Source organism: Pseudomonas pharyngis, from assembly GCF_021602345.1.
GTDB lineage: Bacteria > Pseudomonadota > Gammaproteobacteria > Pseudomonadales > Pseudomonadaceae > Aquipseudomonas > Aquipseudomonas pharyngis.
Genome location: NZ_BQID01000001.1, coordinates 526,301 through 550,605, shown reverse-complemented (window position 1 = coordinate 550,605; position 24,305 = coordinate 526,301). Strand labels below are relative to the sequence as shown.

24 protein-coding genes are annotated in these 24,305 nt (G+C 59.3%); 16 read left to right on the top strand and 8 right to left on the bottom strand.

Annotated elements, in window-relative coordinates:
- Window positions 1-28 precede the first annotated feature (28 nt).
- Together L6D74_RS02565 and L6D74_RS02560 are read left to right on the top strand one after the other, a co-directional pair.
- Window positions 29-985, top strand: coding sequence for a response regulator (locus L6D74_RS02565; RefSeq protein ID WP_011336612.1), 957 nt, complete (start codon window positions 29-31; stop codon window positions 983-985).
- Window positions 986-1,192: 207 nt separating this feature from the next.
- A complete protein-coding gene (locus tag L6D74_RS02560; protein WP_064600495.1) occupies window positions 1,193-2,089 on the top strand; it encodes a peptidoglycan DD-metalloendopeptidase family protein in 897 nt (298 codons plus the stop codon).
- A 6-nt stretch (window positions 2,090-2,095) separates the two neighbouring features.
- On the opposite strand, the gene L6D74_RS02555 is transcribed toward L6D74_RS02560, so the two are convergent.
- From L6D74_RS02555 to phoB, 3 genes are all read right to left on the bottom strand, one after another.
- Window positions 2,096-3,436 (bottom strand): hemolysin family protein, encoded by a 1,341-nt coding sequence (locus tag L6D74_RS02555; protein ID WP_007954342.1) that lies wholly within the window; start codon window positions 3,434-3,436, stop codon window positions 2,096-2,098.
- 111 nt (window positions 3,437-3,547) lie between these two features.
- Window positions 3,548-4,834, bottom strand: coding sequence for a phosphate regulon sensor histidine kinase PhoR (phoR, locus tag L6D74_RS02550; protein ID WP_236187695.1), 1,287 nt, complete (start codon window positions 4,832-4,834; stop codon window positions 3,548-3,550).
- 74 nt (window positions 4,835-4,908) lie between these two features.
- Window positions 4,909-5,598 carry a phosphate regulon transcriptional regulator PhoB gene (phoB, locus tag L6D74_RS02545; RefSeq protein ID WP_007896474.1) on the bottom strand — a complete coding sequence of 230 codons (690 nt, stop codon included), beginning with the start codon at window positions 5,596-5,598 and terminating at the stop codon, window positions 4,909-4,911.
- 151 nt (window positions 5,599-5,749) lie between these two features.
- Here phoB and L6D74_RS02540 point away from each other — a divergent pair, with 151 nt between their 5' ends.
- Complete coding sequence (locus tag L6D74_RS02540) at window positions 5,750-6,133, top strand: COG4315 family predicted lipoprotein (RefSeq protein ID WP_007954346.1); 384 nt, start codon at window positions 5,750-5,752, stop codon at window positions 6,131-6,133.
- A gap of 47 nt (window positions 6,134-6,180) precedes the next feature.
- Here L6D74_RS02540 and ubiA read toward each other — a convergent pair whose 3' ends face one another.
- On the bottom strand, window positions 6,181-7,071 hold the full coding sequence (gene ubiA / locus L6D74_RS02535) for a 4-hydroxybenzoate octaprenyltransferase (protein WP_064600491.1): 891 nt from the start codon (window positions 7,069-7,071) through the stop codon (window positions 6,181-6,183).
- Window positions 7,071-7,622 carry a chorismate--pyruvate lyase family protein gene (locus L6D74_RS02530; protein ID WP_085647090.1) on the bottom strand — a complete coding sequence of 184 codons (552 nt, stop codon included), beginning with the start codon at window positions 7,620-7,622 and terminating at the stop codon, window positions 7,071-7,073. Before L6D74_RS02530 ends, ubiA begins: the two co-directional genes overlap by 1 nt.
- Window positions 7,623-7,821: 199 nt before the next feature.
- Here L6D74_RS02530 and L6D74_RS02525 point away from each other — a divergent pair, with 199 nt between their 5' ends.
- From L6D74_RS02525 to L6D74_RS02515, 3 genes are all read left to right on the top strand, one after another.
- Window positions 7,822-7,989, top strand: a complete 168-nt coding sequence (locus tag L6D74_RS02525) for a rubredoxin (protein WP_007954349.1) — start codon at window positions 7,822-7,824, stop codon at window positions 7,987-7,989.
- A 21-nt stretch (window positions 7,990-8,010) separates the two neighbouring features.
- Window positions 8,011-9,159: an NAD(P)/FAD-dependent oxidoreductase gene (locus tag L6D74_RS02520; protein WP_236187598.1), complete on the top strand. Its 1,149-nt coding sequence runs from the start codon at window positions 8,011-8,013 to the stop codon at window positions 9,157-9,159.
- Between the two features lie 190 nt (window positions 9,160-9,349).
- Complete coding sequence (locus L6D74_RS02515; protein ID WP_003213368.1) at window positions 9,350-9,625, top strand: HU family DNA-binding protein; 276 nt, start codon at window positions 9,350-9,352, stop codon at window positions 9,623-9,625.
- A 137-nt stretch (window positions 9,626-9,762) separates the two neighbouring features.
- Here the strand turns inward: L6D74_RS02515 and L6D74_RS02510 are convergent, their stop codons facing one another.
- The 3 genes from L6D74_RS02510 to tssI form a co-directional block, all read right to left on the bottom strand.
- Entirely contained in the window at window positions 9,763-10,011 is a 249-nt protein-coding gene (locus L6D74_RS02510; protein ID WP_236187597.1) for a hypothetical protein, read from the bottom strand.
- A 233-nt stretch (window positions 10,012-10,244) separates the two neighbouring features.
- The gene (locus L6D74_RS02505; RefSeq protein WP_236187596.1) at window positions 10,245-10,916 is read right to left on the bottom strand and encodes a DUF2931 family protein; all 672 of its coding nucleotides are present in this window, start codon (window positions 10,914-10,916) and stop codon (window positions 10,245-10,247) included.
- Window positions 10,909-14,265 (bottom strand): type VI secretion system tip protein TssI/VgrG, encoded by a 3,357-nt coding sequence (gene tssI / locus L6D74_RS02500; RefSeq protein ID WP_236187595.1) that lies wholly within the window; start codon window positions 14,263-14,265, stop codon window positions 10,909-10,911. Before tssI ends, L6D74_RS02505 begins: the two co-directional genes overlap by 8 nt.
- Window positions 14,266-14,980: 715 nt before the next feature.
- Here tssI and tssA point away from each other — a divergent pair.
- The 10 genes from tssA (at window position 14,981) to tssG (ending at window position 24,294) form a co-directional block, all read left to right on the top strand.
- The gene (gene tssA / locus L6D74_RS02495; protein ID WP_039765132.1) at window positions 14,981-16,543 is read left to right on the top strand and encodes a type VI secretion system protein TssA; all 1,563 of its coding nucleotides are present in this window, start codon (window positions 14,981-14,983) and stop codon (window positions 16,541-16,543) included.
- A 32-nt stretch (window positions 16,544-16,575) separates the two neighbouring features.
- The gene (gene tssB / locus L6D74_RS02490) at window positions 16,576-17,079 is read left to right on the top strand and encodes a type VI secretion system contractile sheath small subunit (protein WP_003229587.1); all 504 of its coding nucleotides are present in this window, start codon (window positions 16,576-16,578) and stop codon (window positions 17,077-17,079) included.
- Window positions 17,080-17,107: 28 nt separating this feature from the next.
- A complete protein-coding gene (tssC, locus tag L6D74_RS02485) occupies window positions 17,108-18,583 on the top strand; it encodes a type VI secretion system contractile sheath large subunit (protein WP_011336600.1) in 1,476 nt (491 codons plus the stop codon).
- A gap of 9 nt (window positions 18,584-18,592) precedes the next feature.
- The gene (gene tssE / locus L6D74_RS02480; protein ID WP_039765135.1) at window positions 18,593-19,000 is read left to right on the top strand and encodes a type VI secretion system baseplate subunit TssE; all 408 of its coding nucleotides are present in this window, start codon (window positions 18,593-18,595) and stop codon (window positions 18,998-19,000) included.
- Between the two features lie 11 nt (window positions 19,001-19,011).
- Window positions 19,012-19,536, top strand: coding sequence for a PAAR domain-containing protein (locus tag L6D74_RS02475; RefSeq protein WP_085667339.1), 525 nt, complete (start codon window positions 19,012-19,014; stop codon window positions 19,534-19,536).
- Window positions 19,537-19,593: 57 nt separating this feature from the next.
- Complete coding sequence (locus tag L6D74_RS02470) at window positions 19,594-20,562, top strand: DUF6402 family protein (protein WP_085647086.1); 969 nt, start codon at window positions 19,594-19,596, stop codon at window positions 20,560-20,562.
- Window positions 20,559-20,972 carry a hypothetical protein gene (locus tag L6D74_RS02465; protein ID WP_143491788.1) on the top strand — a complete coding sequence of 138 codons (414 nt, stop codon included), beginning with the start codon at window positions 20,559-20,561 and terminating at the stop codon, window positions 20,970-20,972. Before L6D74_RS02470 ends, L6D74_RS02465 begins: the two co-directional genes overlap by 4 nt.
- 134 nt (window positions 20,973-21,106) lie before the next feature.
- Window positions 21,107-21,388, top strand: a complete 282-nt coding sequence (locus L6D74_RS02460) for a hypothetical protein (RefSeq protein ID WP_236187594.1) — start codon at window positions 21,107-21,109, stop codon at window positions 21,386-21,388.
- A 147-nt stretch (window positions 21,389-21,535) separates the two neighbouring features.
- Entirely contained in the window at window positions 21,536-23,323 is a 1,788-nt protein-coding gene (gene tssF / locus L6D74_RS02455) for a type VI secretion system baseplate subunit TssF (RefSeq protein WP_011336593.1), read from the top strand.
- Complete coding sequence (tssG, locus tag L6D74_RS02450) at window positions 23,287-24,294, top strand: type VI secretion system baseplate subunit TssG (protein ID WP_039765146.1); 1,008 nt, start codon at window positions 23,287-23,289, stop codon at window positions 24,292-24,294. Before tssF ends, tssG begins: the two co-directional genes overlap by 37 nt.
- Window positions 24,295-24,305 lie beyond the last annotated feature (11 nt).

The following is a 24,305-nucleotide window of genomic DNA, read 5'->3' as shown; positions in this document are numbered from 1 at the left end:
CTTGCCGGGATTTTAATAGGGGTGTTGGATGAGCAAGATCAGTGTGTTGGTCGTGGACGATGCATCGTTCATTCGTGACCTGGTGAAAAAGTGCCTGCGTAATTACTTCCCGGGGATCCGCACCGAGGACGCCATCAACGGCAAGAAGGCCCAGGCCATGCTGGCCAAGGAAGCCTTCGACCTGGTGCTGTGCGACTGGGAAATGCCGGAAATGTCCGGTCTCGAACTGCTGACCTGGTGCCGTGAGCAGGACAACCTCAAGACCATGCCGTTCATCATGGTCACCAGCCGGGGCGACAAGGAAAACGTCGTGCAGGCGATCCAGGCCGGTGTTACCGGTTATGTCAGCAAGCCGTTCACCAACGAGCAACTGCTGACCAAGGTCAAGCAGGCCCTGAACAAGGTCGGCAAGCTCGACACTCTGATGAACAGCGCTCCAACCAAGATGAACTCGGCGTTCGGCAACGACTCCCTGAGCGCGTTGACCGGCGGCAAGGCTGCCGTGGTCGGTTCCGCTCCGGCTGCTGCTGCGGCCAACCCGTTTGCCAAGCCTGCCGCTGCAGCCCCGGCACCTGCCGCCGCGCCACAGCGTGGTCTGCTCAACAGCCCGCCGGTGAAAGCGCCAGCAGCCTCAAGCGCTCCGGCCGGCGGTCGCGGTCAGGGTCAACTGCGCCTGCCAAGCGGCACCCAGCAATGCGTGATCAAGGCCCTGAGCATCAAGGAAGCGCTGCTGGTGGTGAAACGCACCGACACCCTGCCGCAGATTCTCGATAGCGCCGTGCTCGATCTGGAGCAGGGCGACAACGCCGAAATCGCCCGCCTCAACGGCTACCTGCACGCCGTCGTTGCGCACGAGCCGAAACCCGACAGCGACTGGCTGCAACTGACCTTCCGCTTCGTCGACCAGGACGCGCAGAAGCTCGACTACATCTCCCGCCTGATCGCCCGCGGCACGGCGCAGAAGCACTTCGTTCCGGGCGCGTGATCTTCGTCGCCTGACCGTCCGCCATCGCCAGCAGGCTGGCTCCCACGGGGTTCACACCGAACCTGTGGGAGCCAGTCTGCTGGCGATGGGGTCATCAAAAGCACCACCCATCTCTCGCACTGCCCAATTTGAAACATCTGTCGACTAGCCTGGTCTGCTTCAGCTGCTAGGCTCATTCCCAGGCCTTACTCGACAGAACTTTTGCCCATGCCCCTGCGCCTGCTGTTTTTCTGTGGTCTGTTCATGGCCTCCACCTCGACGGTGGCCATGACGATCTACAAGTCCACCGATGCCAACGGAGTGGTTTCGTACAGCGACCGTCCGAGCAAAGGCTCCCAGGTGTTCGTGTTTCAGGATCGGATGGTCGAGCGCCTCGAGCGCCAGGTCTATCTCGACATCAAGAAACAGAAGGGCGCGGACGTGGTGTTCGTGCGCAACGACCTGTATGCGCCGGTCGAGGTTGCCCTGGCGTTTACCGGGATGAGCAACGTGCGCGGCGCACCGGCGCAAACGATTCGCCGGGTGCTGCCGGCGCGCAGCAATACGCGGCTGGCGTTGCTGACGCCGGTATCCGGTGGCAAACCGCTGGTGTACACGCCGATGTTCCAGTATTCCCTCGGCGACCCGGCTGGCGCGGCTCAGGGCTATCGCTATCCGTTTCCATGGCGTGGCGGGCCATTTCGCCTGAGTCAGGGCGCCAATGGTGATTACAGCCACTTCGGGCCGAAGAACAAATACGCGATGGACATTGCCATGCCGGTCGGCACGCCGATCATTGCGGCGCGGGCCGGCGTAGTGGTGAAGACCGAGAATTCCCAGAACGGACGCGGCACCGATCCGTCCGGCAACTTCGTTCGGATCCTGCACGACGACGGCACGATGGGCGTGTACCTGCATCTCAAGCAAGGGTCGGTGAGTGTGCGCGAGGGGCAGCGAGTGGCGGTGGGCAGTCCGCTGGCGCTGTCCGGCAACACCGGCAACAGCAGCGGCCCGCACTTGCACTTCGTGGTGCAGCGCAATACCGGGATGGGGCTGGTGTCGATTCCGTATCAGTTCAACCAGCCGCTGGGGGCGTTGCCCAACTTTGCGCTGGGCAAGCAGTAAACCCCGTCAGTCGAGCATCAGCACCTTGGCCAGAATGATCTTCGGACCTTTCATCTTCTTGATGATGATCCGCAGGCCTTCGACCTCCAGCACTTCTTCCTCTTCCGGCACCCGTTTCAGGGTTTCGTAGATCAGCCCGGCGAGGGTTTCGGCTTCGATGTGATCCAGGTCGATCCCCAGCAGGCGCTCGACCTTGAACAGCGGCGTATCGCCCCGCACCAGCAACTTGCCCGGCTGGTAGGCGAGGATGCCGCGCTCGGCCTTGCGGTGCTCATCCTGGATGTCGCCGACCAGCACTTCCAGCACGTCTTCCATGGTCAGGTAGCCGATGATGTTGCCGTCGGCCTCTTCGACCACAGCGAAGTGCGAGCCGCCCTTGCGGAACTGCTCCAGCAGCTGCGACAGCGGCATGTGCCGCGACACGCGCTCCAGTGGGCGGGTCAGTTCGGCGAGGTTGAACGACTCGGGAATGTGATCCAGCGCCGCCAGCTCCAGCAGCAGATCCTTGATGTGCAGCAGGCCGACGAATTCCTTGCGCTCGCTGTCGTATACCGGATAACGGCTGAACTTGTGGCGACGGAACATCGCCAGGATTTCTTTCAGCGGGGCGTTGAACTCGAGGGTGATCAGGTCTTCCCGGGAGTTGGCCCAGTCGACCACTTCCAGTTCGCCCATTTCCACCGCCGAGGCCAGCACGCGCATGCCCTGGTCGCTCGGGTCCTGGCCACGGCTGGAGTGCAGGATCAGTTTCAGTTCTTCGCGGCTGTAATGGTGCTCGTGATGCGGGCCGGGCTCACCTTGACCCGCAATGCGCAGGATGGTGTTGGCGCTGGCGTTGAGCAGGTAGATCGCCGGGTACATGGCCCAGTAGAACAGGTACAGCGGCACCGCCGTCCACAGCGACAGCAGCTCGGGTTTGCGGATCGCCCAGGATTTGGGTGCGAGCTCGCCGACCACGATGTGCAGGTACGAAATGATGAAGAACGCAGTGAAGAACGAGATGCCTTTGACGACTTCCGCCGACTGCACGCCGACCGCGCTCAGCAGCGGCTCGAGAATGTGCGCGAACGCCGGCTCACCGACCCAGCCCAGGCCGAGGGAGGCGAGAGTGATACCGAGCTGGCACGCCGAGAGGTAAGCATCGAGCTGACTGTGCACCGTGCGCAGGATGTGCCCGCGCCAGCCGTGCTGCTCAGCGATGGCTTCGACCCGGGTCGAGCGCAGTTTGACCATGGCGAATTCCGCCGCAACGAAGAAGCCGTTGAGCAGAACCAGGATCAGAGCGAAAAGAATCATGCCGAAATCGGCGAATATTGTTGCGAGGGACAAGCCAGGGGAAGGGTCCATGATGGAGTTTTGCGGGTTCCGTGTGATTCGAAAGAAAGAAAAATCCGCACCTGAAAGGCAGGCGCAAGTCAGCCAATGTAGCGGCTGACCTGGCGATTGCCTAGTCCGGCATTACTCAGCGGCGCTGATGACCCGTGCCTGAGCGACCTGGGCCGGGGCGAAATGGCAGGTGAAGGTGCTGCCGTGACCGGGCACGCTGCTGATTTCCATCCGGGCGCGATGGCGCAGCAGTACGTGTTTGACGATGGCCAGGCCCAGGCCCGTGCCGCCGGTGTTGGAGTTGCGGCTGGAGTCGACGCGGTAGAAGCGTTCGGTCAGGCGCGGCAGGTGTTTGCTGTCGATGCCGATCCCGGAATCCTGCACGCTCAGGTGCGCGCCCTGATCGTCGCCCCACCAGCGGATGCGGATATTGCCCTCGGCCGGGGTGTATTTGACGGCGTTGAACACCAGATTGGAAAACGCACTGCGCAGTTCCGCCTCGCTGCCCTTGAGCAGGATGCGGGTGTCGGCTTCCAGGGTGATGCGCTGATTCTTCGAGCCGGACAACTGCTGCGCATCGCTCTTGATCGACTGCAGCAGGGTGTCGATGTGCACGGGCTGGTTGTCCGACGGGTAATCGGTGGCTTCCAGCTTGGCCAGCAACAGCAGGTCGTTGAGCAGGGTTTGCATACGCCCGCCCTGTTGCTGCATCTGCTGCAGGGCGCGGCTCCAGCGCGGGTTCACTTCCTCGACGTTGTCGAGCAGGGTTTCCAGGTAGCCGCAGATCACCGTCAGCGGGGTGCGCAGCTCGTGGGAGACGTTGGCGATGAAGTCCTTGCGCATCTGTTCCAGCTGATGGATGCGCGTGACGTCGCGCACCAGCATCAAGTGTTCGTTGTTGCCGTAGCGCGTGAGGTACAGCTGGATGCGTACGCGATCATTGGTCGGTGAGGGGATTTCCAGCGGTTCGGCGTAGCTTTCCTGCTCGAAGTATTCCTTGAAACGCGGATGCCGGACGAGGTTGGTCACCGGCTGGCCGCTGTCCTGCGGGGTCTTGAGGCCGAGCAGGGTTTCGGCGGCGCGGTTCCACCATTCCAGGTTGCCGTCGCTGTCGAGCATGATCACCGCGTCTTTCAGCGCGGCGGTGGACTCCTGAACGCGGTCGATCACCGCTTGCAGGCGTCCGCGCACTCGTTGGTCGCGGCGTTGCAGGTGGTAGATGCTGTCGAACACCTCGCCCCACAGGCCGTAGCCGTCGGGCGGTGCTTCATCGGGTTGGTGCAGGCGCAGCCATTCGTGCAGGCGCAGCAGTTGCTTGAGCGTCCAGGCCAGGTACAGGCCCAGGCCCGCCGCCAGACTCCAGCCGTAGTAGCCGGTGATCAGGCCGATCACCAGGCAGCCGGTGACCAGCAACAGCATGTGGCGAATCAGGGTGCCATGCCAGTTTTGGTTCACGGAAAATGCGGTCCTTGTCTACGGGGCTGACGCTCGGCTCAGGCTTTGGTGGAGAATCGGTAGCCGGTGCCGCGCACGGTTTGTACCAGATTTTCGTAGGCATCGCCGAGGGCCTTGCGCAGGCGCCGGATGTGCACGTCGACGGTGCGCTCTTCAACATAGACGTTGCCGCCCCAGACCTGATCCAGCAACTGGCCACGGGTGTAGGCGCGCTCCTGGTGGGTCATGAAGAATTGCAGCAGACGGTATTCGGTCGGGCCCATCTCGGCAGGTTTGCCGTCGATGGTCACGCGGTGGCTGATCGGGTCGAGCAGCAGGCCGCCGACTTCGATCGGCGCTTCGCCATCGGTCGGGCCGGCGCGACGCAGCACGGCCTTGAGGCGTGCCACCAGTTCGCGGGGGGAAAACGGTTTGGTGATGTAGTCGTCGGCGCCGACTTCCAGGCCCTGGATCTTGTTGTCCTCTTCGCCCTTGGCAGTGAGCATGATGATCGGGATGTCCCCGGTCAGCTCGTCACGCTTGAGGCGGCGGGCCAGCTCGATGCCGGAAGTGCCGGGCAGCATCCAGTCGAGCAGGATCAGGTCCGGCTTGCGGTCGACGATGATGGCGTGGGCCTGCTGCGAGTTCTCTGCCTCGAGGCAGTCATAGCCGGCCATTTCCAACGCAACGGCGATCATTTCGCGAATGGGCGCTTCGTCGTCGACGATCAGAATGCTCCTGCCAACCATGCCTTAATCCTCTTGTCATTTAACTGTCTTGCGCCGCATTAGATAACGGAATTATTGCAGTCGTGTGACAGTATTTTAGTCCGGCGGCGATTGTGCGAATCCTGAACTAAGCTCTAAGTCCGAATCCTGACAACCACAAGAGAAGGTTTCCATGACTCAAATGACTGCTTCCTTTAAGGCTTTGCTGATGGCTGCCGCCCTGACTCTGCCTGGACTGGCGATGGCGGCCGAGCCGGCCATGATGAAAGACGGAATGATGGTCGACCACAAGGGCATGACGCTTTACACGTTCGACAAGGACAGTGGCGGCAAGTCGATGTGCAACGGCGATTGCGCCAAGAACTGGCCGCCGTTGATGGCGCCGGCAGATGCCAAGGCTGAAGGTAAATGGACAGTCATCAAACGCGATGACGGCATGATGCAGTACGCCTACGACGGCAAGCCGCTGTACACCTTCGTGAAAGACGCCAAGCCGGGCGATATGACCGGTGACAAGATGAAGGATGTGTGGCACGTGGTTCACGAGCACAAGTAAACGCAAATTCCCTGTGGGAGCGGGCCTGCTCCCACAGGTCGTGCACTTCAGCGTAACGCGTAATCCAGCACGATCCCGACGAAAATCGCCAGCCCGGCCCAGTGGTTGTGCAGGAACGCCTTGAAGCACCGCATCCGGTCCCGGTCGCGGGTGTACCAGAATTCCCAGGCGTAGCACCCGGCGGCTACCAGCAGGCCGAGGTGGAACCAGATTCCCAGCTCGAATTTCGACCCCGCCAGCACCAGACAGCCCAGCGACAGCGCCTGCAAGGTCAGGATGATCACCCGGTCTGCATCGCCGAACAGGATCGCCGTGGATTTCACGCCGATCTTCAGGTCATCGTCGCGGTCGGTCATCGCGTAATAAGTGTCGTAGCCCACCGTCCACAGCAGATTGGCGATCCACAGCAGCCAGGCGGTGGCCGGCAGCTCACCGGTTTCGGCGGTGAACGCCATCGGCATGCCCCAGGAAAACGCCGCGCCCAGCACCACTTGCGGGTAGTAGGTGTAGCGCTTCATGAACGGATAAGTGAACGCCAGCGCCAGACCGCCCAGCGACAGCCAGATGGTCGCGGCGTTGGTGCACAGCACCAGCAGGAAACTCACGCCCATCAACAGCGCGAAGAACACCAGCGCTTCTTTCGAGCTGATCCTGCCGGCAGCAATGGGTCGCTGCGCAGTGCGTTTGACGTGGCCGTCGACCTTGCGGTCGGCCCAGTCATTGATCACGCAACCCCCAGCGCGGGTCAGGATCACGCCGAGGACGAAAATCACGATATTGGCCAGCGATGGCGAGCCTTTACCGGCAATCCACAGGGCCCAGAGCGTCGGCCACAGCAGCAGGTAAATGCCGATCGGCTTGTCCATCCGCGTCAGCTGGATGAAGTCCCAGGCGCGCGGGTTCAAGCGATTCAGGGATTTGAGCAGGCTTTGGTACATCAGCAGTTCTCCGGACGGGCGCGGACAGCTTCCCACAGCGCAGGCAGGAAAATCTCCGCCACCAGGACGCTCAAGGCGCCACGGTCGAAACGCGAGCGCCGTCCCCACAGGCCGGCAGCCCGGGAGCCTTCCGGCAACCAGTGTTCCGGGTAATGGCAGACTTCGATGGCGCGGCGCTGGAAGGCGTGATCGCAAAACAGCAGTTCGCCCAGCGAGCGGCTGCCCAGTTCATCCATGTGCAAGCCGTCGCCCTGCAAGGCACTGCGCGACGCCACGCTGCGGGCGAACACCCAGGCCTCGCCATGCCCGCGCAGATACACCTCGCGCACCCAGCCCTCGCTGCCTTCGGCCAGGTCCAGCGCGGCGCATTCGTCGTCGCGCAGGGTCTGCCAGCCTTCGAAAAGCGGCGTCACGCTGAAGCCGTCATCGGACAGGCGCGTCAGCCGGCGGGTCAGGGAGCCTTCATCGAACAGCCAGTCCAGCGTGGATGTGTCGGGGAGGGGTGTCAGTTCGCTTTGCGGGCGCCACAGCGGAGCGTTTGTGTGTTGCACAATGAGTCATTATTGGCAGCAAATGAGGCGGCGAGCTTACCATGCTGAACCGAGAGTTTGATTGATCCGGGACGCCGCTGCGCCGAACAGGCTTGCATCTGCCCGGTTCGATCAGTACAAAACGCCCTGAGCCGGACGGCAACGCTGCACCATCGACCGTCCGCGCCGGCTAAAGCCTGAACCCTGAGGAAGTACCTGAATGAAAAAGTGGCAATGTGTGGTCTGCGGCCTGATCTACAACGAAGCCGACGGCTGGCCGGATGACGGCATTGCGCCGGGCACCCTGTGGCAGGACGTGCCGGAAGACTGGCTGTGCCCGGACTGCGGCGTCGGCAAGATGGACTTCGAAATGATCGAAATCAACTGAGAAAACACTGAGGAGTAGGGCATGAGCGCACCTGTCGTCATCATTGGCACCGGGCTTGCGGGTTACAACCTGGCCCGCGAGTTTCGCAAACTCGATGGCGAAACCCCGTTGCTGCTGATTACCGCCGATGACGGTCGCTCCTACTCCAAGCCGATGCTTTCAACCGGCTTCGGCAAGCACAAGGACGCCGACGGCTTGAGCATGGCCGAGCCGGGCGCGATGGCCGAGCAGTTGAAGGCCGAGATCCGCACCCATACCCGCATCAGCGGCATCGATCCGGGCCACAAGCGGCTGTGGATCGGTGAGGAAGCGGTGAGCTATCGCGACTTGATCCTCGCCTGGGGCGCGGAAACCGTGCGTGTGCCGATCGAAGGCGACGGCGGGGATCTGGTGTTCCCGATCAACGATCTCGAAGACTACGCGCGCTTTCGCGCGGCGGCCGCCGGCAAGCGTCGGGTGCTGTTGCTCGGTGCCGGGCTGATCGGCTGCGAGTTCGCCAACGACCTGATTCTGGGTGGCTACGAGGTGCAACTGGTTGCACCGTGCGAGCAGGTGATGCCGACCCTGCTGCATCCCGCTGCGGCGGCTGCGGTGCAGGCCGGGCTGGAAAGCCTCGGTGCACGTTTCCACCTCGGCCCGGTGCTGACCCGCCTGCAAAAAGTCGCTGATGGGCTGGAAGCGCACCTGTCCGACGGTCAGGTTGTCCCGTGCGATGTGGTGGTCTCGGCCATCGGCCTGCGCCCGCGGATCGATCTGGCGGCGGCCGCCGGCATCCAGACCAATCGCGGCGTGGTGGTCGACCGTCATCTGCAAACCTCGCACGCCAACATTTACGCTTTGGGCGACTGCGCCGAGGTCGACGGGCTGAATCTTCTGTACGTCATGCCCCTCATGAGTTGTGCGCGAGCGCTGGCACAGACCCTGGCCGGCAACCCGACCGTGGTGAACTACGGACCGATGCCGATCACCGTGAAAACCCCGGTTTGCCCACTGGTGGTTTCCCCGCCGCCACGGGGCCGCGAAGGCGTCTGGACGGTCGAAGGGCAGGGCGCCGACGTCAAGGTGCTGTGTCATGACGCCGAAGGGCAACTGCTCGGTTATGCCCTGACCGGCACGACGGTGATGGAAAAACTTGCGCTGAACAAACAGCTTCCGGCCTTGCTGGCGTAAATACCGGTCGTTCTGTCGGAATCACCCCGCTTTTGCCCCCACAAACGTCGCGGGGAGACTGGCGCCGCCCTTAACCGCGTGCCATCCTCACTCCCGTCTGCCGCAGAGTAGAGCCTGCGGCGCCTTGGGCGCTGTTCCAACGAGAACAGCACGGACATAACAACAAAAAACCGTCAAAGGGGCTTCACTAATGCGTAAACCAGAACTCGCCGCTGCAATCGCTGAAAAAGCGGATCTGACCAAAGAGCAGGCCAACCGCGTTCTCAACGCCGTTCTCGAAGAAATCACCGGCGCCCTGCACCGCAAGGACAGCGTCACGCTGGTGGGCTTCGGCACCTTCCTGCAACGCCACCGCGGTGCCCGCACCGGCAAAAACCCGCAGACCGGTGAACCGGTGAAGATCAAGGCCAGCAACACCGTTGCGTTCAAGCCAGGCAAATCGTTGAAAGACAGCGTTAATCCATAATCGCGGCGCACTCCCTGAACAGCGGGGGAACACCGTAATAAAAAATGGGCATACCGATTGCGGTCGGATGCCCATTTTTTTGGCTGATGGCGAGCCGAGCTGGTCTTGGTGGATCGTTATGGGATTCGTCTAGCCGGTTACCCGTAGGTGGCCAGCACCATTCTGGCGAACTCGTTCTTGCTTGGCTGGTGTCCATAAGATTTCAGGTATTTACGCCACTCGGACTCGAGAATGGGACTTTCGTATTCGCCCTCCGTCGCCAGATGCGCAGCTGCATCGTCTATCAAGGCTTGGGTGTAATGTTTCGAGGGGCCGTCCGAACTGGCGTCTGAAGTTGAAATGAACGGTCCAACCGTTGTGAATAGCAACCCGATCCCGGTCAGCATCGAGAACTCCAAGGGGCCACCGTTCAATAGGCATCCAAATCCGATGCAGCCCTCAGCACGAGCAGAGGTGCTGGTTGTGAGCGTTAGCATGACAACCAAAGCGCATCCAAACCCTGATATTGATCGTTTATTGTGTCTGCCGCTCATGATGGTTTAACCCTCCCTAACGTTACTTATGGATCCCTTTGTTCAGTGATTGCAGATTGGCAGGTGACTGAAGGGGATGTGATGCCTTACCAGCTCCCGAAGGGAATGCCGTATTTTTCGATGTAGGTTTTGGACTCGGGTGAAAGAGGTAGCGCGTAGCGTCCTCCATTTTTCCCTTGATACGGCCCCTGCTTGACGATGCTCCCTTCAACCCGAGTTATCTCGACAGACTTGAGACAAGGCGCTCCCAGCCAGACCTTGGCAATGCCGCCGGGAGCCAAGCCAATACCTATGCGGTCGCGGTAGTCTGTGATCCATTTGCCATCCAGTCTGCAAAAAGCCTTTTCCGGTTTGCGCATGATTTCCCGCGCGGACTCGGGAATAACAATGTAGGCCTCGTAGGTTTGAGGCTCTGCCAATGATTGCCATCGCACATAGATCAAGCGGGGAAGATCGGCACCGGTGACGTCACGTCCGGCGCCGCTGCCGGGGCTGTCAGGCCATCCTGCGGGCTTGCCCTTGTTGTCGGCGGGGGTGTTCACCGAGGCAATCCCGGCGCCGGCGCGTTTGAATACACGTTCGCGGATATCCACCACGTCGGCCGTTTCAATCCAGACCTCCATGTAGGCGGGTGCACCGAAGCCAAGATACCAGGGCTGTTTGGTGATCGGCTGTGCATTGCTTGGAGTGCAGAGCAACAACAGCAATCCGAAGATGAAACCTGTGTTTTTTTTGATGGGCCGAGTGGATTTATTCATGGGGGTGCACCACTCGTTGTTTGTCTTTTGTCGGTCGGTTTATGAAAACAATGCTCATGTCGCTGTTGTTGAAATCTTTGGCTGCGTTCCAATGCGCAGAAAGATGGATATAGCGACTGCGTAACAGAGCCCGTTCTTTGATAGTCAGTCCTTCAACAGATGACTCGCCCAAGGCGTAAGCCTGGAGTTTTTTGTGAATGGGTATTAACTCTACGGGCAAATTTAGCTCTGGCCTGTCGGGAATCAACTTGAGCGGTACACTGACTCTCACCGCAAGCTCATGCATGATGCGTAGATACACCAGCGACAACTCACCGTGTACCGGGCGCTCAATCATGGCCGCAGCATAAACCCGCTTCTGGGGATCCGGTGTGGATCGGCCCCTTTCCAATCGTTGAATGACAGGGGTTTCCCAGAGTGCAACCCGCAGTTGATTGCCTGGAGCGTCATCTTCGATGACGCCTTTCGTATACCAGGCAAACGCCTCCTTTTCGGCAGCGACATAGGCTGCGCTGCGGGTCGCTTCCTTGCTTTGGCTGATGGTGCTGGTAATCGGACTGCTCAACAGAAGTTTCTCCCTGGCTCTGGGCAGATAACCACCTCCCAGATCCGAGTGGACGCCGGGCAAAACCAGATCGATCTCACCCAGGCTGTTAAGGGCAAAGTTCTCGCGATGTTCATCACGCGCCACCAGGTGCACCACTTTGTTGGCGCAACCCTCCGGCAGCTTCAAGTTCAGTCCCGGATTTCTGCTGTTGGCGCCAGTGAAGTCGAGCAACCATGGATTGGCGATTGCCGCGACGGTATCAAACAGACCAATGAAGTTGATGCCTATACTGGATTGTGGATCCCAGTCAAAGCCACTGACCAAGAACGGAGAGCCCGCTGGCAGCGCCTTTGCGAGAATGCTGCGCTTGCCCTTGAGTACCTCGTTCGCGAAGTGCCGTGCAGCGGCGGCGCCGCGACTGAAACCGAAAATATCGAACTCGATTCTTTCTATTAGCGCATTGGGGTTTTTTTTAATCAGTGTTCGCATTTGGTCCATGATTTTTTCAGGGCTCTGCTCCACACGAGCCAGGACACCGGTTTCGCCTCGGCCGGTTGCCTGTGCGTAAAGTGAATCGCCTCCATCAGCGGTTGTACCGATGCCTTCGATGTATACGCGCAGGGAGGCCTGTTTCGTGTTCTCCGCTAATACCTCGAAGGCATGGTCCGTATACAGTTCATGCAACCGCACAATGTTGCTCACATCGTTTCCATAACTGTTATCCGGCGAGTTGCCATTTCCGTCATAGCCATAAGTGGCGCAGTGCTTCTGAATCTCTTCGGCTGCCTCAGCCAGATTGGCATCTGGCGCATAGCAAGCCGCGACCGTTTCGCTGTTGGCCTTGTTGTTCCCCGTCCCATCGAAAAACACGCCGATCCGCAAGGTGATGCCAGCAGGTAACTCGTCTTCCAGTTCGACCTCTTCCTCCTCTTCTTCGAGTTCTCCTTCCTCCGCTGCTTGAGTGGAAGCAGTTGCTGGTCCTGCGGCCAATGCCCCCGCCATCGCGGCTTCTGGATGATCAACGGCTCCGCTGGTGGACGTCTTTCCACTCGCCACCATCTCGGTACTGCTGAAGATCCCGCCGCTGTCGATCACGATGTGGTGACCGCCCGCCTTCAGCGTGATGCTGGCGCCGGCATCCAGCACCACGCTGGCGCCGGCCTTGATCTGCACCTGCTGGCCCGCCTCGACGGTGATGATTTTTCCGGCCGTCGTCTGGCTGCTGCCCTGAATGCTTTCCCAACGATCACGCCCGACCGCCAGCCGGCTGTCATGGAGAACCTGCCGCTCCATGTCGCGCTGGGCGCGCAGGTAAACCAGTTCCTGACCGGCGCGATCTTCAAGCGTCAGTTCGTTGTAGCCACCCGTGTCAGGCGAGCTGCGACTGCGCAGCACGGTTCGGGTCTTGTGCTCGGGAAGCTTGTACGGCGCGGGGGTTATCTTGTTGATCACGCAGCCGGTAATCAGCGGCTTGTCGGGATCACCTTCCTCGAAGGTCACCACCACTTCCATCCCGATGCGGGGGAGGATGACGGCACCGAAACCGTTACCGGCCCAGCTCGACGCCACCCGCACCCAGCAACTGCTGCGCTCACTGTTGAATTCGGCGCGGTCCCAGTGGAATTCGACTTTTACGCGGCCGAACTCATCGCAGTAGATCTCTTCCCCTTTGGGGCCGGTTACTCGAGCGGTCTGGCTGACCAGCGGTGACCGGCGTGCGGGCAGTGGCGGGCGGAACACTACTTCGGCAGGAATCGCGCGGAAGGTGTTGCGATAGCCTTGGGTAAAACCGTCCGCCGATTGAGTTTCGCTGCTGGCCGACTCCTCCAGAACTTGCGGCTGCCGTCCGGTGTGGGTGACACCGAGCAGCAGCCACAGACCGTTGTATTTCTGGCGAGGGTGTTCGGTCAGTTCAAGCAGATGGCCACAGCGCAGGGTCGGTTGGTTGCTTTGACCCTCGGCCATTTCATAGTCGGCGCGATGGCGTTCCAGGGCCTGACGGGCCAGCTGCTTGCCACGCTTTTCGTTCTCCAGCAGCAGCGGGTATCGGTAGTCCTCAAGCGTCGGCGTGAATCCGGCGCTGAAGCGGCTTTCGAGTAAAAGCGTCGGTCGCCTCAGGTCATTGTCGCGTCGCGTGACCCGGCTTGTCCGAGCGGCGGCGCGCAAGGAAAACCTGCTGACCACCGTATATTCCGGGACCATCCCGCTATCCCGGCGATAGGGTGTGGCGCGCAAAGTCGGGAGGAACACCGCGTCATCGGTGAACACCAGCAAATGGCCTTGCGCGGAGTGCTGGTGATGCCAGGCGATGCCCTCCTCGGCACACAAGCGCTGAATGAACTCGAAATCACTTTCGCCGTATTGGGTGCAGTACTCCCGTGCCGCGAGGGGCTGGACATGAAAGGTGAACGCATCGGCGAGGATGCCATGTCGTTTGAGCGTTTGCGTGATGATCTGCGGGACAGTCTGCTCCTGGTAAATCCGTTGATCGTGACTGAACTGCAAATAGTGGAGGCTCGGCACCAGTGTCAGGCGATAGCGGGTCAGGCGTTTTTCCGACTCACCCGCCAACACATCTTCGATGCGCCCGTGAATACCTTCGCCGTTGAGGCCGAACTGCAGGAAGGCAGGCTGACTGAGCAAGCCTTCCATATCGAAGTCGGGGTCTTCACTGACCAGTTCGATGTGGAGGGAGTAAAGGGTGCTGATGGTCTCGGTGCCTTCGAAGGCCAGCACCTTGAAATCGTTGCGAACGGCAGGAATCTGCAGCGCAAAGTGCGCAGAACTGACAGCTCCAGGCATACGCTTGTCCTTAAGCAGAGAGGGGAAGACGGCGTGATGTCGAAACCCTCCCTGGTCAGCGCACGCGAACATTGGCCGGCACGCTAACAAGGCGTTAAACAGATTTATGTAAGAAGGATCGCTTGTTTAAGTCGGAGCTTTCCGGGTTGTAAAACAACGTAGAAATTGTGGGAAATGGCTGTGAGAAAGTGACGGCGAATGATTGGAATCCTGCGTAATAGTCTTATGCAGGCAAGGATCCAGGACTATTAAACATATAAATGCCATCAAATTGATGGCACTTTTAATGTTGTCTGTTGTCGCCAGTCATTTGTTAATAAATGGCGGTGTATTTTCGGAAGCGTCCTACTTCAAATTTTTTCGGGGTTTGTCATGCTTTCGCCGCTTACTTGTGGAACGAGCGTGCAGATGTTCTCGATGCCGCGCGCCGGCCGCTCTGGTCCAATGCTTTCGGAAGGGATAGGCTTAAAAGTGAAATATAAAGGGACATCAGGGAAACCCCTGTCACATATAGGGCGATCTCCTACAGCGCCCAATGAACAGTTCGTCTTGTTGTTTAATCAGATGCTTGCTAGTGGCCATCATAGTGATTACGATGCGCGCACTTGAAAGAGCAAACACTCAATTGGATGAGTCTTCCGACTGCTCTTCGATACTGTCCCGCGCCGCTGCAACTCCAATAGGCGCACGACCGTAATCCTGATAAAGGCCATGGATGTCCTACTCAAGCAAACTTTCCGCCCATTACCTCGAACTCGCTAAAGTCTCTGTTTCCAAAGAGAATTTTGCGGGCGAAGACGTTCGTTTCTCGAGCGAATTCGAGGCCCTGGAAAGCGAGCTGGCCAAAGCCTCGTCGATGCACGAAAGCGGGCAGATTGACTGGCTGAAAATTCGCGAAAACAGCGAAAACCTCCTGCGTACCCAATCCAAGGATTTGCGTGTCGGCGCCTGGCTGACCTGGTCGCTGTACCAGCGTGAATCCTTCCCCGGCCTGCTGGCCGGCCTCGGTTTTCTGCACCATTTGTCGGAAAACCACTGGGCCGAGATTCACCCGCTCAAACCCCGCACCCGGGCCGCCGCCATCGGCTGGCTGGTGCCGCGTCTTGAGCAGGTGATCACCGAAAATATCGCGATCAAGGAACAGCTGCCGATGTTCCGGCAGTTGTCCGAGCATCTGTCCGGTCTCGACGCCGCCTGCACCGAGCATCTGGGCGATGATGCGCCGCTGCTGCTGCCGCTCTCCCGCCGCCTGAAAACCATGATCCAGCGCGCCGCCGACAACCAGCCGGCACCCGGTGTGGTGGGGGCGGCGGTGGCGCAGGTCAAGCAGGCCGCCAGCCAGTTGCTGGCGCCCGGCGCGCCGATCGACAACGAGAAAGAAGCCCACAAGGCCCTGCGCGCCCAGCAGGAAAGCGCCCGCCCGTTGTGCGCCTGGTGGCTCAAGCAGAAAGCCACCGACCTGCGCGCCCTGCGCCTCAACCGCACCTTGCTGTGGATGACGATCGACGCGGTGCCCGAGCGCAACGCCGAGCAGATCACCGTGCTGCGCGGGTTGCCGGTGGACAAGCTCAAGCAGTATCAGGACCGTTTCGATCAGGGCAAATACGCCGACCTGCTGGTGGAACTGGAGGCGAGCCTGGCGAAGGCGCCGTTCTGGTTCGATGGCCAGAGGATGGTCTGGGAATGTCTCCAGAACCTCAACGCCGAGCTGGCCATGCGCGAAGTGGAAATCCACTTCGCGCTTTTGATTCAACGCCTGCCCGGCATCATCGAGCTGCGTTTCCATGACGGCGCGCCGTTCGCCGATCCGTCCACCCGGGCGTGGATCGCCGGCAACGTCATGCCGCACCTGCAAAGCGCCAGCGCACCGCGCAAGGTCGAGACCGAGAACGCCGAAACCCAGCCGGCCTGGGAAAAGGCCCTCGAAGAAGTCCAGCCGATCCTGCGCAAGGAAGGCCTCAAGCCCGCAGTTCAGATCCTCAAGCAGGGCCTGCAATCGGCGCACGGCGGCCGCGAACGCTTCTTCTGGCAGTTCGCCCTCGCGCGGTTGTGCTTCCTGGCCAAGAAGTACGAACTGGCCAAGAACCAGCTCGAAACCCTCGATCAGACATTACAGGACTCAGGCCTGCACGCCTGGGAGCCCGATCTTGCATTGGAAGTGCTGCACCTGCTGCACAGTTGCTGCGAGTTGTTACCGCAGAACCATGCCGTACGTGAACGCAAGGAAGAGATTTATCGCAGGCTGTGCCACCTCGACCTCGAAGTGGTACTCGAATAGGCCCCAGGGCCACAACCGCAAGGAGAAAAGCCATGGCCAAAGAAGGCTCGGTAGCCCCCAAGGAACGCATCAACGTCACCTTCAAACCCGCCACCGGCGGTGCTCAGGAAGAGATTGAACTGCCGCTGAAGCTGCTGGCAATCGGTGACTACACCCACCGCAAGGACGATCGCAAGATCGAGGATCGCAAGCCGATCAGCATCGACAAGATGACCTTCGACGAAGTGCTGGCCAAGCAAGAGCTGGGTCTGACGCTGAGCGTGCCGAACCGTCTGCAGGAAGATGGCGAGGCCGACGAGCTGGCTGTGCAACTGCGCGTCAACTCCATGAAGGACTTCAACCCGGCCAGCCTGGTCGAGCAAGTGCCTGAGCTGAAAAAACTGATGGAACTGCGCGACGCGCTGGTGGCCCTCAAAGGCCCGCTGGGTAACGCACCTGCGTTCCGTAAAGCCATCGAAGGCGTGCTCGCCGACGATGAATCCCGCGGTCGCGTACTCGGTGAGCTGGGCCTGAACGCCGCAGCTCCGGACGCTTGAGACTCCAGCAGCCAAGGAAGCCAACACAATGAGCACTAGCGCAGCACAACAGAACGCCGCAGAAAACGGCGAATACAGCATCCTCGACAGCATCATCGCCGAAACCCGCCTGACGCCGGACGACGAAGCCTACGACATCGCCAAGCGCGGTGTGTCGGCGTTCATCGAAGAGCTGCTCAAGCCGCAGAACAACGGTGAGCCGGTCAAGAAAGCCATGGTTGACCGCATGATCGCCGAGATCGATGCCAAGCTCAGCCGTCAGATGGACGAAATCCTGCACCACCCGGACTTCCAGGCCCTGGAATCGTCGTGGCGTGGCCTGCAACTGCTGGTCGACCGCACCAACTTCCGCGAAAACATCAAGATCGAAATCCTCAACGTCTCCAAAGAAGACCTGCTGGACGATTTCGAAGACTCGCCGGAAGTCATGCAGTCGGGCCTGTACAAGCACATCTACACCGCTGAATACGGCCAGTTCGGTGGTCAGCCGGTTGGCGCGATCATTGCCAACTACTACATGTCCCCAAGCTCGCCGGACGTGAAGCTGATGCAGTACGTGTCCAGCGTAGCCTGCATGTCCCACGCGCCGTTCATCGCCGCCGCCGGCCCGAAATTCTTCGGCCTGGAAAGCTTCACCGGCCTGCCGGACCTGAAGGATCTGAAAGATCACTTCGAAGGCCCGCAATTCGCCAAATGGCAGAGCTTCCGTACCTCGGAAGACTCCCGCTACGTTGGCCTGACCGTGCCGCGTTTCCTGCTGCGTAACCCGTACGACCCGGAAGAAAACCCGGTCAAATCGTTCGTGTACAAGGAAAACGTTGCCAACAGCCACGAGCACTACCTGTGGGGCAACACCGCTTACGCGTTCGGCACCAAGCTGACCGACAGCTTCGCCAAATTCCGCTGGTGCCCGAACATCATCGGCCCACAGAGCGGCGGCGCCGTTGAAGACCTGCCTCTGCACCACTTCGAAAGCATGGGCGAAATCGAAACCAAGATTCCTACCGAAGTTCTGGTTTCCGACCGTCGTGAATACGAACTGGCCGAGGAAGGCTTCATCTCCCTGACCATGCGTAAAGGCTCCGACAACGCGGCGTTCTTCTCCGCCAGCTCAGTGCAGAAGCCGAAGTTCTTCGGCATCAGCGCAGAAGGCAAGGCTGCAGAGCTGAACTACAAGCTCGGCACCCAACTGCCGTACATGATGATCGTCAACCGCCTGGCTCACTACCTGAAAGTGCTGCAGCGCGAGCAACTCGGTTCGTGGAAAGAGCGTACCGACCTCGAGCTGGAACTGAACAAGTGGATCCGCCAGTACGTGGCCGACCAGGAAAACCCGAGCGCCGAAGTGCGTGGCCGTCGTCCGCTGCGCGCTGCGCAAGTGATCGTCAGCGACGTTGAAGGCGAGCCGGGCTGGTACCGCGTCAGCCTGAACGTGCGCCCGCACTTCAAGTACATGGGTGCCGATTTCACCCTGTCGCTGGTTGGCAAGCTGGACAAAGAGTAAGAGCGACTCATGGACGGATACGGCAGCCTTTTCGAACGCCTCAACGGCGACGCGGAACTACGCAAGGGCAGGAGCCTCGAGGCTTCGGCCATGGCGTCGGTGGCTGCCCATCTGGCCAAAATGCTCAGCACCCGGGCCGGCAGCGTGCAAACGCTGTCCGACTACGGGTTGCCCGATCTCAATGACATGCGCCTGAGCCTGCACGACTCCCTGAGTCAGGCCCGCCTGGCCATCGAAAGCTTCATCGAAGCCTACGAGCCGCGCCTGAGCAACGTGCGTGTCATTTCCCTGCCGCGTGACCACGATCAGCTCCGCCTGGCCTTCAGCATCGAAGGCCTGCTGGAAGTCGAGGGGTTCAAGCGTCAGGTCAGTTTCTCCGCGCGCCTGGATGGCAGCGGTCAAGTGAAGGTCAACTAAGGAGAACCCCGATGTCTGGCAAACCTGCAGCACGCGTATCCGACCCCACCGCTTGCCCGCTCCCCGGCCACGGCACCAACCCGATCGCCGCCGGTTCCGGCGACGTGTTCTTCGACGGCCTCGCGGCCGCCCGCGAAGGCGATGCCTCCGCGTGTGGTGGTGCGATGGTCGGCGGTTTGGCCACGACGGTGAAAATCAATGGCAAGTCTGCTGTCACTGTGGATTCCGTGGGCTCTCACGGCAACAAAGTCACTGCCGGTTCCGGGACGGTGATTATCGGCAATTCACATTCGCCGGCGCCGTTTGTGCCGCCGTTGCCGGTTGAACTCAAATGGCCATTTAACGAGCACTTCGTGATCAATTGCGAAGAGACAGGCAAGCCGCTAGCTGGGGTGGAATACACACTTAAAACAGCTTCGGGGAAAATCATAAACGGTGTGACAGGTGCCGACGGGAAAACTCAAAAAGTGTTTTCCACTACTGCAGAAGCGGTTGAGCTGATCATAGAGCCACAGAGTAGGGTTGTTCTCGCTTAGTTGTTGAACTTTAAAACTGGCGAAATTTACGTGAAGTGATATCAGAGGGATGTGAAGATGGCTGCAACGACAGTAGCAACGACAATGACTCCGGCGAGTAACAAGTCCGGCCAGACTGCTACTGCACGTCAGTTCAAGATTACTGATATTCCGAACACGATGAGAAAACTCAACTGGCCTGTTGCAGCGGATCTGATGGCCCATTGGTTCAATGGCAAACCGTGGCCAAACGAAAGTGGTGGGATGGATGATGCTGTTAAAAGGCATGAAGCTTTTGCACCGGCAGAGTACATCGAAGAGTCCATAGTAAAAATGAGTTGGGTCCTTGGGTTTGAGCGTGCAAATACCGCATTCAAACAACTGAAGGCGAATTGGAATAGCCCGCTTGGGACCGATCTAATAAAGCAGAGATTGCGCAAAGCTTTTTCCAATAGCGCTCCTGGCTGTTATCCACTGGCTTTTAATGGAGTGGCAAGTGCTGCTGAAAAGTTTGGTTACTCCAATAATAAAGTTGTCGAGTTCGAACAGACCGGGGCTGATGACGTAAACGAGCTTCGAGCAGCGCTCGCTAACTTCAATTTGCGTGTCATTGCCGAAGGCTCAGTCGTCGTGACAGGTAAGAGCATTGTTTTTACGCCATCAAAAATTGGTTTTTATATTGAAGATGCTTACGACTTTAATGATGGCATTGCTCTTTTTAGCCAGGTTCTAGGCTATTGGAACTTTGATAAATTGATTGCTGATCCCGTTGTCGGTTTTAAAACAAACGCCAAGCTCGCTACCGAAATGAATTCTGTGATGGCTGAGTCCACGTACAAGCAGGTCACGGGGCAGCAATCGCCTCAGCAGAAAGAAGAAGCCGTACGTCGTTATAGAGAGTTAGAAGGCAAGCATTACATACTTGTTCAAAATAGCGATTTTCGTGACTATCGGGATCAAAATAAAAAAGGCGGAGACTTTCGCGTTTATTCGGACATCTTGTACGAAAGTGTATCAGTCGCTCCTATTGAGGTCATTTCTAAATGAACTCATGGCGTAAGCTTTTTATAAATTTTGCAGCGCTGCTAGCTAGCTTGGTAATCGCTGTTGCTTTTGTAGTAAATGGTATTTTGAGTCGTGCGCCTGATGTCTCAAAAAAGAGTCCGTCCGGACAATATCTTATAGAGTCTATTCCGGCGAGTTCGCTTTTGACTCCACGAGATTCGGTGTACTTGCGCTTTACGGATTTGAATAACCCTGCTCGTACTTATCGAACTCCTCTTTTTTCTGATGTTTCACTGGATATGAATGCCGATGAGGATGATGAGGCGGTCGGTGTTGTATTCATTGAGCTGGATAAGGGAAGCAAGGAATTCACGTTGGCGCTATCTAATCCGAGAAAACATTGGCTTGATCTGTTTATCAGTAATACGCCTTACAAGGTGCTGGAAAATTGATGTCTGGGCTAGGGAAAGAGGGAGTTTTGTGCAATTGCACCAACAGAGCGCATCCAGCTCTTAAGTTGCTTGTTGCTTTCCTTAGTTCCGTTGGACTTCTGGCGATTGTGGTTTTGTTAGCAGTATTGCTGCGAATGGAACGATCTAACCCGCCGACGTTGATCGCTCACCCCAACGCACATTGGGTGGGGGCTGAAGATGGTGGCGTATTTGTCGAGATCGCCAAAGCCGAGGCCCCGGACTACTACGTGCAAGTCCGTCACGAAAGTGGCGAGATATGGTCAGAAGGCTGGGTTCGCTATGGCACAAAAGACGGCTATCCACTAAGTGCTGCCGGGATTGTCGGGTTTGATGGTGTAGAGCTTTATCTGCACACCAGCATGGCGATGACACCTGAAAAATCGAAGGACCAATAATTATGAGGGCGATGGATTTTCGCAATGTCTGTGAACCGTGTGCGAGGAGCCGTTGCCTTGCTCATCGTGGGCTAGGTGGTGTCCGGGCTGGCAGTCGCGCTCTACAGGATATTTTTTTGATGAGTTCCACTACCAGGCAGGTAACCCGTGTCCTTTAACCACTACTACCAAAGCGAACTCACCGCACTGCGCCAACTGGGCCGCCGTTTCGCCGAGCGTAGTCCGGCGTTGGCGCCGTTCCTGGGGCAGGCCGGGCGGGATCCGGATGTGGAGCGGTTGCTGGAAGGCTTTGCGTTTCTGACCGGGCGGCTGCGTCAGAAGCTCGATGACGAGTTGCCGGAGCTCAGCCATTCCCTGATGCAGTTGCTCTGGCCGAACTACATGCGCCCGCTGCCGGCGTTCAGCATTCTGCAGTTCGACCCGCTCAAGCGTTCCGGGCCGGCGCTGAAGGTCGAGCGTGATACGCCAATCGAGAGCGTGCCGATCGAAGACGTGCGTTGCCGTTTCCGCACCTGCTACCCGACCGAAGTCATGGCACTGGATCTGGCCGCGCTCAACTACTCGGTGAAGGGCGACGGTTCGCTGCTCAGCCTGCGCCTGGAGATGAGTGCCGACGGCCACCTCGGCGAGCTGGAGCTGAGCAAACTGCGCCTGCACTTTGCCGGCGAGCGCTACATCAGCCAGATGCTCTACCTGAGCCTGCTGCGCAACCTCGACGGCATCGAACTGATCCCGCTCGACGGCGCCGGCAAGCCGATCGACGGCGTGAGCGGCAAACCGATGGCGTTCAAGATTCCGGGCGACCGGGTCAAGCCAGTGGGCTTTGCCGAAGAAGAAGCGTTGATCCCGTATCCGCTGAACACCTTCCGGGGCTATCGCTACCTGCAGGAATACTTCGCCTTCCAGGACAAATTCCTGTTCGTCGATGTCCACGGCCTGGACATTCTCAAGGCGCTGCCGGAAGACACGCTCAAGCAGATGCGCGGCCTGGAATTGCGCTTCGACATCCGCAAGAGCGGCATCATGCGCATGCGTCCGACCCTGGATAACGTGAAGCTGTTCTGCACGCCGATCGTCAACCTGTTCAAGCACGACGCACTGCCGATCCGCCTCGACGGCAAACAGGACGAATACCTGCTGCTGCCGGCCGAATACGATCTGGAAAACTGCGGCGTGTTCTCGGTGGAGACCGTGACCGGCTGGAAACCCGGCGGCCTCGGTTATCAGGAGTACGTGCCGTTCGAATCCTTCGAGCACGATCCGAGTTTCGACGTGCCCAACAGCCGTCCGCATTACAGCATCCGTCAGCGTTCGTCGCTGCTGCACGACGGCCTCGACACCTACCTTAGCTTCGGTATCCGCCACACCGAAGCCCATGAAACCCTGTCGATCGAGCTGGTCTGCACCAACCAGAACCTGCCGCGCAAACTCAAGCTCGGGCAGATCTGCATGGCCTGCGAAGAGACCCCGGAGTTCCTGAGTTTCCGCAACATCACCCCGGCCACTTCCAGTTTCGCGCCGCCGCTGAACCGTGACTTCCTGTGGAAGCTGATCAGCAACATGTCGCTTAACTATCTGTCGCTGGCCGACGTCAATGCATTGAAGGTGATTCTCGAAACCTACGACCTGCCGCGCTACTACGACCAGCACGCGGAGAAGGTCAGCAAACGCCTGCTCGGCGGCCTCAAGCACATCAAGCATCACCACGTGGACCGCTTGCACCGTGGTTTGCCGGTACGCGGTCTGCGCACCGAACTGACCATCGACCCGGAAGGGTATATCGGTGAGGGCGACCTGTTCGTCTTCGCCTCGGTTCTCAACGAGTTTTTCGCGCTTTACGCCAGTCTCAATTCATTCCATGAGCTGCGGGTAAAAAGCACACAGGGAGAGGTGTACCAATGGACACCACGTATGGGCCTGCAGCCCCTGCTTTAAGCGGGCTGACGAAGGTAATACGCGAGTACTCGCTGTTTCAGGCCGTGCTGCTGGTGATCGACCGGCTGCGCGATGCGCACCCGTACCTGAGCGAAGACGACCTGTACGACCAGCTGGAATTCCAGGCCAACCCGAGCCTTGGATTTCCGCGCAGCGATGTCGATCGCGTGGAGTTTTTCGAAGAGCACGGGCAGATGCGCGCGCGCCTGCGGTTCAACCTGATCGGCCTGGTCGGTTCCGGTTCGCCGCTGCCGGCGTTTTACGGCGAGCAAGCCCTGGGCGACAGCGAAGACGGCAACCCGACGCGCAACTTCCTCGACCTGTTCCACCATCGCCTGCAACGGCTGATGCTGCCGATCTGGCGCAAATACCGTTACCGCGCGAGCTTCCAGAGCGGCGCGGTCGACCCGTTCTCCTCGCAACTGTTCGCCCTGATCGGCCTCGGCGGCGACGAGATCCGCAAGGCCAAGGAGCTGAACTGGAAACGCCTGCTGCCGTACCTCGGCCTGCTCAGTTTGCGGGCGCACTCGGCGGCGCTGATCGAAGCGGTGCTGCGTTACTACTTCAAGCACGAAGACCTGGTCATCGAGCAATGCATCGAGCGCCGCGTGGAAATCCTCGAAGAACAGCGCAACCGACTCGGCTTCGCCAACAGCGTGCTGGGTGAAGACCTGGTGCTGGGCGAACGCGTGCGCGATCGCAGCGGCAAATTCCGCATTCACATCACCGAACTCGACTGGGAACGCTTCCACGAATTCCTGCCCATCGGTTTCGGTTACCAGCCGCTCTGCGCGCTGGTGCGGTTCACCCTGCGTGACCCGCTCGATTACGACATTCGCCTGGTGCTGCGCCCGGAAGAAATCCGCGAACTGCGCATTGGCGAGAAGAACGACTGTCGCCTGGGGTGGACCAGTTGGCTGGGCTGCGAGAAAGCAGACGGCGTGGTGACCCTGGGCAGCAAAATTCATTAAGGACGTGAGCC